The following is an 11,794-nucleotide window of genomic DNA, read 5'->3' as shown; positions in this document are numbered from 1 at the left end:
AGCGGTTTTCCGTCCGGAATTGCGCCAAAGCAAAGAACAGAGCGGTTCGGCGTGGAACGGCGAACCGATCTGGCGTGGAATTGGTCTTGCGCAAACTGGTCGAGCGTGATGCAAGCTGCGGCTCTCCTCGCCGCGACTTGCCTGATGATCGACCTTACCCTGCAGACCATCCTCATTTTGATTGCTGCCGCCTTTGCCGCCGGCTTCGTCGACTCGATCGCCGGCGGCGGCGGGCTGATCACGATCCCGGCGCTGCTGCTCGCCGGCTTTTCGCCGGTCGCCGCGCTCGGCACCAACAAACTGCAGGGCATGTTTGGTTCCGGCTCGGCCACCATCCACTATGCCGCCAACGGCCAGGTCGACCTGCGCCGTCAGCTGCCGTCGGCGCTGCTGGCGCTTGTCGGCGGCGCGGTCGGGGCACTTTTGGCGACGGTCGTTCCCGGCGATTTCCTGCGCGCCCTGCTGCCGCTGCTTCTGATCGCCATCGCGCTCTATTTCGCGCTGAAGCCGAACATGGACGACGTCGACCGCGCCGAGCGGCTGTCGCCTTTCCTGTTCGGGCTGATCATCCCGCCGCTGGTCGGCTTCTATGACGGCGTCTTCGGCCCCGGCGCCGGCTCCTTCTACATGCTCGCCTTCGTCACCCTTGCCGGCTATGGCGTGCTCAAGGCGACGGCGCATACCAAGCTGCTCAATTTCGCTTCCAACATCGGCGGCTTCATCGTCTTTGCCGCCGTCGGCGTCATCGATTGGAAGATCGGCCTGATGATGGGCGTGGCGCAATTCCTTGGCGCCCGTGTCGGCGCCAGCCTTGCCATCCGGATCGGCGCAAAGCTGATCAAGCCGCTGCTGGTGGTCGTCTGCCTGGCGCTCGCCGCGAAGCTGCTTGCAGACCCCGCCAATCCCCTGCGCCAGCTCATTGGTGTCTGAGGCGCCTGCTGATACTATCTGGGTGTGCGAATCATGTTGGAGGGACGGACATGAATCTCAGTGCACCTACCCAGATCGTGTTCATTATTTCATTGGTCATCGCCATCATCGGCCTTCTCGCCGCTCTTGGCGTTCTTGCATTCATTCCGCTTGCGTCTGTTTGGATCATGCTCATCGCCTATATCGTGCTCGCCGCCGGCTGCCTGATGCGCGGCGCGTGAGCGCAACATTCTCTGGCAACTCGGAGCGCCCGGCCCTGCCGGGCGCTTTTGATTTGAGGACGCGGTCTGCTAGGCTTGCGCCATGTCCGACGAGCCAGAGCGCCATCGACAGGATAATCGCTCTCCCGCCCTCCATTTCGAAATGGTCCGGCGCAAGCCCGCTGCCTCGCTCGCGGGTATCGTCACGGATATCTGCGGTTATCGGGAGACTTGCTCTGGCCATTTCCGCATCGTCGAATACGCCTCGCTGACCATACCGCTGGTGATCAGCTTTGCCGAAGCCTTCGCCATCGGACTCGGCCACACACCGGGCGACAACGATCGTTACGCCAGCTTTGCCGCCGGCCTCTATGCCGGTCCAGTCATGATCGAATCCTTCGGCGGCGCCTGCTGCGTCCAGGTCAATTTCACGCCGCTTGGCGCCAGGCAGTTCTTCGGCCTGCCGATGAGCGAGTTGCGGGACCGCATGATCGGGTTGGACGACGCGCTGGGTTTTGACGGCGTCGCTCTGCGCGAGCAACTCGGCGAGGCGTCGGGTTGGGACGCGCGCTTCGACATTACCGAGGATTTCATCGCTGGGCGTCTTGCCGAAGCAAATGGGCTTTCGCCCGAAATCGCCTGGGCCTACAGGACGGTCATAGAGTCGGGCGGCCGCACCCGCATTGCGGCCCTCGCCGGCGAGATCGGCTGGAGCCGCAAGCATCTGGCTGCCAAATTCACCGACGCGATCGGCATCGGCCCGAAGACCTTGTCACGCATCGTGCGCTTCAATCGCGCGCTTTCGCTGTCGAAGCAGCAGGACGATGACTGGGCCGGCATCGCCGCCGACTGCGGCTACGCCGATCAGGCGCATCTGGTGCGCGAATTTCGCCAGCTTGCCGGCGAAACGCCGACGGCGCTCGCAGCGTCGATGTAGGCGCCGGCGCGGTAACATTTCTTCAAGACGGGGAAACTGCCTTCGCACAAACTGGCATTCATCAACCGGCACAGGGAGATTGTCATGCCGACAGCAAACGAAGCACCCCGTCTCTATCCGGCCCTGCGTTACAGGAACGCCGCCGAGATGATCGACTGGCTGTGCGAAGCCTTCGGCTTCGAACTGCGCGCCCGCTACGGCGAAGGCGACACAATCCACCACGCCGAGCTGACCTTCGGTTCCTCGATGATCATGTTGGGCAGCGCGCGCGACGACGATTACGGCAAGATGGTCGGTGATCCAGGCGGGGGCGGCGGCAAGTCGATCTACATCGCCGTCGATGACGCCGATGCCGCCTACGCCAAGGCGAAGACGGCCGGTGCCAGGATCATCCAGGAACTGGTCGACCGCGACTATGGCAGCCGCGAGTTCATCTGCCTCGACCCGGAAGGCAATGTCTGGTCCTTCGGCACCTATTGGCCGAAGGCGGGAGAGAAGGCGTAGGACGTCTCGCCGACGTTGGGGATTGGCGACAGCGTCTCAACTTCGTCATCCACGGGCGAAGCAAGGAGCGAAGCGACGCGCGCAGACCCGAGGATCCATGCCGTTACTTTCGCCGAGGGACGCAGCGGAGCAAAATTCTGCACCGTTGCTGCGCCTTAAAGCATGTCTCCCGAAAGTGGGAACCGGTTTCGGGATAAAGACATGCGTAAAATCAAAAACCTAAAGCGCATGGAGCGAATCTGAAAGATCGCGACGCGCTTTAACGTCACGGAATGATTCTATGGTCTGCGCGCGTCGCTTCGCTCCTTGCTCCGCCATAGAATGACGATCCGATGAGCGTTTTCGCCAATCTCAGACGTTGGTGAGAGGCCTATCGCGCCAATCCGAAAATCGCGTCGCAGTCGAGATGCTTCTCCAGCTCGGCCGCGACCTCGTCCAGCGCCTTCTCGACGTCCGCACGATAATCGATGCCGCCTCCCCTGACGCCAAGGCTCTCAAGGTAGGCGGAGCGAAAAGCGTCGGCGGAAAACAGCCCGTGCAGGTAGGTGCCGATCACCTTGCCGTCGGCGGAGACCGCGCCGTCCTCGACGCCGTTTAGGATCGCCGACGGCCGCGCCGTGTCCGGGCCGGTGGTGCGGCCGAGATGTATTTCGTAGCCTTCGAGCGGCAGGCCGAACTGCACCGAATGCGCGCTTGAATTGCGCACGGTTTTTTCCGGCTCCATCACCGTTTCGATATCGAGCAGGCCGAGGCCCTCGGCCTCGGTTACGCTGCCTTCGATGCCGTCGGGATCGCGCACCATGCGGCCGAGCATCTGGTAGCCGCCGCAGATGCCGACGACATGGCCGCCGCGCTTGCGGTGCGCGAGAAGGTCGCGATCCCAGCCATTCTCGCGGAATTTGATGAGATCGCCGATGGTCGATTTCGAACCGGGGATGACCACCAGCCCGGCATCTTCCGGCAGCTTCTTGCCGGGCGGCACGAACACAACCTCGACCTGCGGCTCTGCCTTGAGCGGATCGAGATCGTCGAAATTGGCAATGCGCGCCAGCATCGGCACCGCCACCTTCAGCGCCCGTTTCTCGGCGGATGCGAGGCGTTCCAGCACGACGGAATCCTCCGAAGGCAGCCGGCCGGCGGCCTTCAGCCACGGCACGATGCCGAAGCAGCGCCAGCCGGTGAATTTTTCGATCGCGCCGATCCCGTCGTCGAACAAGGAGACGTCGCCGCGGAACTTGTTGATGAGATAGCCGGCGATCATGCGCCGGTCTTCCTCCGGCAGGATGAGATGCGTGCCGGCCACGGAAGCGATGACGCCGCCGCGATCGATGTCGCCGACCAGGATCACCGGCACATTGGCGCGCGTCGCAAAACCCATATTGGCGATGTCGCGGCTCCGGAGATTGATCTCGGCCGGCGAGCCAGCGCCCTCGACGATGACGAGGTCGGCGCCCTCGCCGACCTTGTCCCAGGAATCGAGCACCGCGTCCATCAGTCCGGCCTTCATCGCCTGGTAGTCGCGCGCCCGCGCCTCGCCATAGACCTTGCCCTGCACCACCACTTGCGAGCCGATATCGCTCTGCGGCTTGAGCAGCACCGGGTTCATATGGACGGTCGGCCGCACGCCGCAGGCCAGCGCCTGCAGCCATTGCCCGCGGCCGATCTCACCCTCGCCGGCCCTGTTGTCGTCGGGGATGTCGGCGACGGCCGCGTTGTTCGACATGTTCTGCGGCTTGAACGGCCTGACCTTCAGCCCACGATTTCTCGCGGCGCGGCAAAGCCCCGCGACCAGCACCGTCTTGCCGACATCGGAGCCGGTGCCCTGCAGCATGATCGCCTTGGCCATCAGCCCCTGCCCCTCAAGTCGTTCAACGAGCCGATCGTCGATTTCTGCGCCAGCGGCCCGCCGCGCCAGAGATAGAGCGCCATCAGCGGCTCCTTGCCGGTGCGCATGGCGTGGCTGACATTGGAGGCGTGGTGAATGACCTCGCCGGCCTCGCGGACATGGAAATCGCCCTCGCCCATCCGCCATTCCGTGCCGCCGGTCAGTGGGATGTAGATTTCCTCGGCGATGTGGTGATGGTCGGGATAGACGATGTCCGGCCCGAGGACCAGCAATCCGGCGGCGACCGCGTCATTGACGAAGTGTCCGCGCGCGCCGAACACTTCCAGCCAACCGTAATTGTCGATGAAGGTTTGCCCGAAATCGGCCGCTGTATAGGTCTGTCCCCAGCGCAACGCGCCCCGATGGTCGGCAACAAAATGCGCCAGCGGCTTGGCGTCGGCCGGTGCAAGCTCGGCGATGCGATCGAGATGGCGGAGGCAGCCGAGCGCGCGCGAATCGAGCGAACGGACAGGCATGTCCCAGCCGATGCGCGCGATCTCGTCCGCGACCCGGTCGCTGTCGACGCCGGCGATATAGGCGCGGAACCGCTCCAGCAACTCATCGAAAATTGTCGGCACGCAAGAGCTCCGTTAGTCATTCCATGCACAGCCGGTTCTCAACGGCCCGGGTTGCGCGGCGGCATCATTGGTCTAGATTGAGCGGCGCGCAAAGCCAAAAACGACAGGCCAGAAGGCCTGAAGCGACAGGGAGCACGCCATGGACGCGGCAGTCGATGCGGGCACTGGCCAATTCGAACTCAACGAGGAACAGCGCGCCATACAGGAGATGGCCCAGGCCTTCGCGGCGGACCGCGTCGCGCCCAATGCGCTCGACTGGGACAAGGCAAAGCACTTCCCCGCCGATGTCATCCGCGAGACCGGACCGCTTGGCCTTGGCGGCATCTATGTGCGCGACGATGTCGGCGGCTCGGCGCTTGGACGGCTCGATGCGGTGCTGATTTTCGAGGCGCTCGCCCACGCCGACCCGGCCTTCTCCTCCTTCATTTCCATCCACAACATGGCGGCCTCGATGATCGACCGCTTCGGCAGCGAAGAGCAGCGCCAGCGCTTCCTGCCGAAACTGACCTCGATGGAATGGCTGGCGAGCTATTGCCTGACCGAGCCCGGCTCGGGCTCGGATGCGGCTGCGCTGAAGACGCGCGCGGTGAAGAGCGGCGGCGACTACGTGCTCAACGGCGCCAAGCAGTTCATCTCCGGAGCCGGCGACAGCGACCTCTATGTCGTGATGGCGCGCACCGGCGGCGACGGCCCGAAAGGCATTTCGACCTTCGTCGTGCCCAAGGATGCACCCGGTCTCTCCTTCGGCGCCAACGAGCACAAGATGGGCTGGCACATGCAGTCGACCCGCCAGGTCATCTTCGAGGATTGCAAGGTGCCGGCCGAGAACCTGCTCGCCACCGAAGGCGCCGGCTTCGGCATCGCCATGGCCGGGCTCGACGGCGGCCGGCTCAACATCGCCGCCTGTTCGCTGGGCGGGGCGCAGTCGGCGCTCGACAAGGCGCTTGCCTATACGGGTGAGCGCAAGGCCTTCGGCTCCAAGATCAACCAGTTCCAGGCGCTGCAGTTCAGGCTGGCCGACATGGAGACGGAACTGCAGGCGGCCCGCATCTTCCTCTACGCAGCCGCTTCCAAGCTCGACCGCAAGGCGCCGGATGCCGGCAAATGGTCTGCGATGGCCAAGCGCTTCGTCACCGATATCGGCTTCGACATCGCCAACCAGGCGCTGCAGCTGCATGGCGGCTACGGCTATCTGCACGATTACGGCATTGAGAAGCTGGTGCGGGATCTCCGCGTCCATCAGATCCTCGAAGGCACCAACGAGATCATGCGCGTCATCATTGCGCGGGCGATGATTGGTAGGCAGTAGGCAGTAGGCAGTAGGCAGTAGGCAGTAGGGAAAGATGTCCGGCAAGATCAACTCGTACAAGGATTTGATCGTCTGGCAGCAAGCCATGGATTTGGCTGTCGCTACCTACTCATTGACCAAGGCATGGCCAAAAGAAGAATTGTATGGGTTGACCAGCCAAATTCGCCGCTCGGCCACATCTATCCCCGCAAACATTGCGGAGGGTTACGGCCGAGACAACACCGGCTCTTATCAGCAGTTTCTCAGAATAGCACAGGGCTCTCTGAAGGAGGTCGAGACGCACCTCCAGATCGCAGAACGCATCGGCCTGGCCACTCGTGATGAGGTTCATCACATGCTGTCAGCCACAGAAGCCATCGGAAAAATGCTTCGCCAGCTTATTATCAAGCTCGCACCTGAATAAACCCCCTACTGCCTACTGCCTACTGCCTACTGCCTACTGCCTACTGCCTACTGCCTACTGCCTACTGCCTACTGCCTACTGAAATTACGGAGCATCACTATGACAACCATCGCCTTCATCGGCCTCGGCAACATGGGGAATCCCATGGCTGCCAATCTCGTAAAAGCTGGCCACGCTGTGCTGGGCTTCGACCTCGTACCCGAAAACCTTACAGTCGCAAAAGAGCATGGTGTGACGGTGGTGGCGAACGCCGGCGCCGCGGTGAAAGACGCCGATGTCGTCATCACCATGCTGCCAGCCGGCAAGCATGTGCTGTCGGTTTACGAAGACATCGCGCCGAAAGCGAAGAAAGGCGCGCTGTTCATCGACTCCTCGACAATAGATGTTGAATCGGCGCGCAAGGCGCATGCGGTTGCCGCGAAGCATGGCCTGCAGTCGATCGACGCCCCGGTCTCCGGCGGCACCGGCGGCGCCACGGCCGGCACCCTCACTTTCATGGCCGGCGGCTCCGATGAGGCCTTCGCCACCGCCGAGCCGATCCTGAAGCCGATGGCCGGGCGCGTCGTCCATTGCGGCGGCGACGGTGCGGGCCAGGCGGCCAAGATCTGCAACAACATGATTCTCGGCATCTCTATGATCGGCGTCGCCGAAGCCTTCGTGCTGGCCGAAAAGCTCGGCCTTTCGCATCAGGCGCTGTTCGACGTCGCCTCCACCTCGTCGGGCCAATGCTGGTCGCTGACCACCTATTGCCCGGTGCCCGGCCCGGTGCCGGCCTCGCCGGCCAACCGCGACTACAAGCCGGGCTTTGCCGCCGCTCTGATGCTGAAAGACCTGAAATTGTCGCAGGAAGCAGCACAAGGCGCGGGCGCCGTGACCCCGCTCGGCGCCGAAGCCGCGCAGCTCTATGCCCTGTTCAACGCGCAAGGCCATGCCGGCGCCGATTTTTCCGGCATTATTAATTTCCTGCGTGGAAATTCAGCATAAGCTATTGCTTTTAAATCGTTATTTTCGATATTTTCTGGTCAGAAGCCGGCAAATTTAGATTTGCTTAAGGTCTCGCTAACTCACCGGTAACGATGTGCCTTTAAAACGGACTGCGAGGCGGACATCGCGTCTGCCCGGCGCTCCGGATCAGGTCTCGCGTACCGGAGCCCGTAAGTTTCGCAAGTATTGTCGTCGCGAAACGCCATGCGTATCTGGCAGAGCCGCGTTCCCGTCGGGACGCGGTTTTTGCGTTTTGAGGGCGTCACCAATTTCGTCATTCCAGGGTCTTCGCGACGGAGCTTCGCTCCTGCTGCGCCCTGGAATGACGACCGGTTGCGTTTCGCCTTGTCAGCGCTTCCGCAAATCGGCATCCGCGAGATCGAGCGCCTTGGCGATGCGCTCGCAGGCCATGTCGATCGTGTCGCGCGTCCAGATCAGCGGCGGCGACAGGATCATCGTGTCGCCGGTGGCCCGCAGCATCATGCCGTTCGCGATCGCATGGTCGCGCACCACGACCGCGGCACTTCCCGACGGCAGATAGCGTTCCTTGGTCGCCTTGTCCTTGACGATCTCGATCGCGCCCATCAGCCCGATCGAACGCACTTCGCCGACCAGCCTGTGCCCGGCGATGCGCTCCTGCAGCGCCTGCGCGAAATAGGGGCCGGTGTCGTTCTTGACCCGCTCGACCAGCCCTTCCTTCTCGATGATCTCGAGGTTCTTGAGCGCGACCGCGCAGGCCACAGGATGACCGGAATAGGTATAGCCGTGATAGAACTCGCCGCCCTTCTCGACCAGCGTGCTCGCAACGCGGTCGCCGACCAGCAGCGCCGACAGCGGCTGGTAACCCGAGGTCAGGGCCTTGGCCGTGGTGATGGTGTCGGGCTCGATGCCGAAGGTCTGCGCCGCGAACCACTCGCCGGTGCGGCCATAGCCGGTGATGACCTCGTCCAGCATCAACAGCACATCGTATTTGCGGCAGATGCGCTCGACTTCCGGCCAGTAGCTCATCGGCGGGATCTTCACCCCGCCGGCGCCCATCACCGGCTCGCCGATGAAGGCGGCGACCTTGTCGGCGCCGGCTTCGAGGATCGCGTCCTCGACCGCCTTCGCCGCGCGAATGCCGAAATCATGATCGCTTTCGCCAGGCAGCGCCAGCTCATAGGCGTAGGGCATCATCACATGGACGATGTTGGGCACCGCGCCGCCCAGCTGCTTGTGCATCGGCTCCATGCCGCCGAGCGACGTGCCGGCGACCGTCGAGCCGTGGTAGGCCGACTTGCGCGAGATGATGCGGTTCTTCTCCGGCTTGCCCTCGAGCGCCCAGTAGTGGCGCACGAGCCGCAGTGCCGTGTCGTTGGCTTCCGACCCGGACGAGCCGTAGAAGACCTGACTGACATGCTTGGGCGCCAGCTCCGCCAGCTTCTTCGACAACAGCACCGGCGTCGGCGTCGAGCATTTGAAGAAGGAGTTGTAGTAAGGCAGCTCCTTCATCTGTGTGTAGGCGGCCTCCGCCAGCTCGTCGCGGCCATAGCCGACATTGACGCACCAGAGGCCCGCCATACCGTCGAGGATTTCGGTGCCGTCGGCCTCGTAGATGAACGGCCCTTTGGCACTCGTGATGATGCGGGAACCCGCTTCTCGCAGTTCCTTGTGGTCGGTGAAGGGATGAAGGTGATGCGCGGCGTCGATCTGCTGAAGCTGCTTCAGCGAATAATTCTGATAGGTCATGGATTTGATCTTTCCTCTTGAATCAATCCGGCGGGAGCCGGGGGTGGATTCGTCAGAGGAAACGGGGCGGCGAATAGCCGATGCGGGCGCACAGCCGCAACAGCTCGGCGCGCAGCGTCCGCGGTGACGGCGTCACCGCGACCCCGAAGGCGCCTGATGTGCTGAAGCGGATCATGGCAACAGCTTATGCCGCCTGAGGCCTAGAATTCAAGCCGTTCCGGTTAGCGCCCGCTTGAGGAACATATAGCGCATCGCCGTCTGCGCCGCTTGCGGCCGGCGATCGCCGCGCCCGCCATGGCCGCCTTCGGTCTCCTCGAAGAACAGCGTCCGGCCGTGACCTGCCTCCTGCAGCCGCGCCGCCATCTTGCGGGCATGCCCGGGATGGACGCGGTCGTTGGCGGTCGAGGTCATCAGCAGCACTGGCGGATAGACGACATCGGCAGCGACATGCTGATAGGGCGAATAGGCGCCGAGCCATGCCGCCTCCTCCGGCTTCGACGGATCGCCATATTCGGCGACCCACGAGGCGCCGGGCGGCAGTTCGGTGTAGCGCAGCATGTCGAGCAACGGCACGTCGATGATGACCGCGCCGAACAATTCCGGCCGCTGCGTCAGCGACGTGCCGGTGAGCAGGCCGCCATTTGAGCCGCCCTGGATGCCGAGCTGCGCCGCCGTGGTGATGCCGCGCTTGACCACATCCTCGGCCACCGCCGCGAAATCGTCGAAGGCGTTCTGGCGCTTGCCCTTGAGCGCCGCCTGGTGCCAAGCCGGACCGAATTCGCCGCCGCCACGGATATTGGCCTGGACATAAGCGTTGCCCGTGTCCAGCCAGAGCTTGCCGCGAATGCCGGCATAACCGGGCAACAGCGGCACTTCAAAACCGCCATAGCCGTAGAGCAGCGCCGGCACCGGTCCCTTCTGGTCGCGCCGCCGCACCACGAAATACGGGATCATCGTGCCGTCCTCGGAGCGCGCCTCGAACTGCTCCGAAACATAGGGCGAGGCGTCGAAGCGGGCCGGCTGCGACTTCACGGTTTGAAGCATCTCGCCATTGTCGTCCGACCAGATGATCGAGCTCGGCGTCAGGAAATCGGTGAAGGAGAAGGAGACGCTCGACCCGAAATGCTCGACATGGCTGATGCCGACATTGCCGTTGTCGGGCAGCGCGACCGGTTTGAGCGACCAGCCATTGGCGGTGCGGTCGCAGGCGATGACCTTGCCACGCACATTGTCCATCAGATTGATGAACAGCCGGTCTTGCGTCCTGGCGAGGCCGGCGATCGAAACGCGATGCGCCGGTTCGAGCACGGTTTCGAACGGCCCGAACGTACCGGTGGCGATCCAGCGGTCGAAATCGACCGAATAAAGCCCGTCGGGCAGGCAGCGCGTGCCGTCCGGGGTCGTCCATGGGCTGCGCACGCCGAAGATCAGCTGTCCCTTGAAGATCGCGGTGTCGGTGGCGTCGTCGGGCAACGGGATGCGCCGGTTCTCGCCCGAATCCAGGCGCAGGAAACTGTGCGAGGTGAAGAAATCGAGCGTCTTGCCGAGCAATATGTGCCGCTTGTCGTCGTCGTACTCCACGCCGCCGCCGACCGCGAGGTCGTGCTTCGCGCCCTCGAAAATCAGCGTCGCGTCCTCGAGCTTCGTGCCGCGCCGCCAGAGCTTGATCACGCGCGGATAGCCGGACTGCGTCTTGTCGCTCTCCTCGAAAGCGGCGGAGACGATGACGGTATCCTTGTCCAACCAGGAAAAGCCCGACTTGGAGGCGCGCGCGGAAAAACCGCCGTCGACAAAGGATTTCGTCGCGATATCGAATTCACGCATCTCGCTGGCATCGCCGCCATCGGGCGACATGTGGAGCAGGCAGCGGTCGAAATCGGGATAGAGCCGGCTGGCGCCGCCAAAAACCCATTTGATGCCTTCCTTCGCCGAGAGCTGGTCGAAGTCGATGATCGTCTCCCACTCCGGCTTCTCGGTCTTGTAGGAAGCGACGGGCGCGCGCCGCCACAGGCCCAGCGCATTGGTTTTGTCCTGCCAGAAATTGTAGACGTGGCCGGCAAGTGCTGCCCCGACCGCCATATTGTCCTCGGCGGTCATCAGGTCGAGCGCGGTTTCGAAGGTGGCCTGATAGGAAGGATCGCCCTGCAGTTCGGCGACCGTCAGCACATTCTGGCGATGAACCCAGTCCAGCGCTTCCTTGCCGTTGCGATCCTCCAGCCAGAGGAACGGGTCGTTCGCGGTCGACTCGGGCTGGGTCTTGGTCATCGTGCTGGTCATGCGGGTCTCCATCTGGCGGCCCCGCCTACATCGCCTTCGCTGCCCTGATATTCAAGAGC

At 63.3% G+C, this 11,794-nt stretch carries 12 protein-coding genes; 7 read left to right on the top strand and 5 right to left on the bottom strand.

Annotation, left to right across the window (positions count from 1 at the left end; all coding sequences use genetic code 11):
• The first annotated feature begins 144 nt into the window (after positions 1–144).
• From RFM52_RS04600 to RFM52_RS04585, 4 genes are all read left to right on the top strand, one after another.
• Complete coding sequence (locus RFM52_RS04600) at positions 145–930, top strand: TSUP family transporter (RefSeq protein ID WP_320295345.1); 786 nt, start codon at positions 145–147, stop codon at positions 928–930.
• A 50-nt stretch (positions 931–980) separates the two neighbouring features.
• Positions 981–1,151 (top strand): hypothetical protein, encoded by a 171-nt coding sequence (locus tag RFM52_RS04595; RefSeq protein WP_112127440.1) that lies wholly within the window; start codon positions 981–983, stop codon positions 1,149–1,151.
• A gap of 82 nt (positions 1,152–1,233) precedes the next feature.
• The gene (locus RFM52_RS04590; RefSeq protein WP_320295344.1) at positions 1,234–2,067 is read left to right on the top strand and encodes a helix-turn-helix domain-containing protein; all 834 of its coding nucleotides are present in this window, start codon (positions 1,234–1,236) and stop codon (positions 2,065–2,067) included.
• 84 nt (positions 2,068–2,151) lie between these two features.
• On the top strand, positions 2,152–2,571 hold the full coding sequence (locus tag RFM52_RS04585) for a VOC family protein (protein WP_320295343.1): 420 nt from the start codon (positions 2,152–2,154) through the stop codon (positions 2,569–2,571).
• A 370-nt stretch (positions 2,572–2,941) separates the two neighbouring features.
• Here the strand turns inward: RFM52_RS04585 and RFM52_RS04580 are convergent, their stop codons facing one another.
• Both RFM52_RS04580 and RFM52_RS04575 read right to left on the bottom strand, forming a co-directional pair.
• A complete protein-coding gene (locus RFM52_RS04580; RefSeq protein ID WP_320295342.1) occupies positions 2,942–4,417 on the bottom strand; it encodes a cobyric acid synthase in 1,476 nt (491 codons plus the stop codon).
• Positions 4,417–5,034: a dimethylsulfonioproprionate lyase family protein gene (locus RFM52_RS04575; protein ID WP_320295341.1), complete on the bottom strand. Its 618-nt coding sequence runs from the start codon at positions 5,032–5,034 to the stop codon at positions 4,417–4,419. The genes RFM52_RS04580 and RFM52_RS04575 overlap by 1 nt, the downstream gene beginning before the upstream one ends.
• Positions 5,035–5,173: 139 nt before the next feature.
• On the opposite strand from RFM52_RS04575, the gene RFM52_RS04570 reads away from it, so the two are divergent.
• The 3 genes from RFM52_RS04570 (at position 5,174) to mmsB (ending at position 7,730) form a co-directional block, all read left to right on the top strand.
• Positions 5,174–6,343: an isobutyryl-CoA dehydrogenase gene (locus RFM52_RS04570; RefSeq protein WP_320295340.1), complete on the top strand. Its 1,170-nt coding sequence runs from the start codon at positions 5,174–5,176 to the stop codon at positions 6,341–6,343.
• Between the two features lie 34 nt (positions 6,344–6,377).
• The gene (locus tag RFM52_RS04565; RefSeq protein WP_320295339.1) at positions 6,378–6,746 is read left to right on the top strand and encodes a four helix bundle protein; all 369 of its coding nucleotides are present in this window, start codon (positions 6,378–6,380) and stop codon (positions 6,744–6,746) included.
• A gap of 99 nt (positions 6,747–6,845) precedes the next feature.
• Positions 6,846–7,730, top strand: coding sequence for a 3-hydroxyisobutyrate dehydrogenase (gene mmsB / locus RFM52_RS04560; RefSeq protein WP_320295338.1), 885 nt, complete (start codon positions 6,846–6,848; stop codon positions 7,728–7,730).
• Positions 7,731–8,078: 348 nt separating this feature from the next.
• Here the strand turns inward: mmsB and RFM52_RS04555 are convergent, their stop codons facing one another.
• The 3 genes from RFM52_RS04555 to RFM52_RS04545 are packed head-to-tail and all read right to left on the bottom strand — an operon-like array spanning position 8,079 to position 11,735.
• Positions 8,079–9,458 (bottom strand): aspartate aminotransferase family protein, encoded by a 1,380-nt coding sequence (locus RFM52_RS04555; protein WP_320295337.1) that lies wholly within the window; start codon positions 9,456–9,458, stop codon positions 8,079–8,081.
• A gap of 52 nt (positions 9,459–9,510) precedes the next feature.
• Positions 9,511–9,633, bottom strand: coding sequence for a hypothetical protein (locus RFM52_RS04550; protein WP_040969798.1), 123 nt, complete (start codon positions 9,631–9,633; stop codon positions 9,511–9,513).
• Positions 9,634–9,665: 32 nt separating this feature from the next.
• The gene (locus tag RFM52_RS04545; protein ID WP_320295336.1) at positions 9,666–11,735 is read right to left on the bottom strand and encodes a prolyl oligopeptidase family serine peptidase; all 2,070 of its coding nucleotides are present in this window, start codon (positions 11,733–11,735) and stop codon (positions 9,666–9,668) included.
• Positions 11,736–11,794 lie beyond the last annotated feature (59 nt).

Origin of the sequence: Mesorhizobium humile (genome assembly GCF_033977215.1) — a bacterium.
In the GTDB taxonomy this organism is placed as follows: Bacteria; Pseudomonadota; Alphaproteobacteria; order Rhizobiales; family Rhizobiaceae; genus Mesorhizobium; species Mesorhizobium humile.
This window is presented reverse-complemented; position numbering and strand designations above follow the sequence as displayed.

Excerpts from the sequence above, each read along its gene's own strand:
- RFM52_RS04585 (WP_320295343.1), top strand. The coding sequence starts at position 2,152 with ATGCCGACAGCAAACGAAGCACCCCGTCTCTATCCGGCCCTGCGTTAC.
- RFM52_RS04550 (WP_040969798.1), bottom strand. The coding sequence starts at position 9,633 with ATGATCCGCTTCAGCACATCAGGCGCCTTCGGGGTCGCGGTGACGCCG.
- RFM52_RS04580 (WP_320295342.1), bottom strand. The coding sequence starts at position 4,417 with ATGGCCAAGGCGATCATGCTGCAGGGCACCGGCTCCGATGTCGGCAAG.
- mmsB (WP_320295338.1), top strand. The coding sequence starts at position 6,846 with ATGACAACCATCGCCTTCATCGGCCTCGGCAACATGGGGAATCCCATG.
- RFM52_RS04595 (WP_112127440.1), top strand. The coding sequence starts at position 981 with ATGAATCTCAGTGCACCTACCCAGATCGTGTTCATTATTTCATTGGTC.
- RFM52_RS04590 (WP_320295344.1), top strand. The coding sequence starts at position 1,234 with ATGTCCGACGAGCCAGAGCGCCATCGACAGGATAATCGCTCTCCCGCC.
- RFM52_RS04565 (WP_320295339.1), top strand. The coding sequence starts at position 6,378 with ATGTCCGGCAAGATCAACTCGTACAAGGATTTGATCGTCTGGCAGCAA.
- RFM52_RS04545 (WP_320295336.1), bottom strand. The coding sequence starts at position 11,735 with ATGACCAGCACGATGACCAAGACCCAGCCCGAGTCGACCGCGAACGAC.
- RFM52_RS04555 (WP_320295337.1), bottom strand. The coding sequence starts at position 9,458 with ATGACCTATCAGAATTATTCGCTGAAGCAGCTTCAGCAGATCGACGCC.
- RFM52_RS04570 (WP_320295340.1), top strand. The coding sequence starts at position 5,174 with ATGGACGCGGCAGTCGATGCGGGCACTGGCCAATTCGAACTCAACGAG.
- RFM52_RS04600 (WP_320295345.1), top strand. The coding sequence starts at position 145 with ATGATCGACCTTACCCTGCAGACCATCCTCATTTTGATTGCTGCCGCC.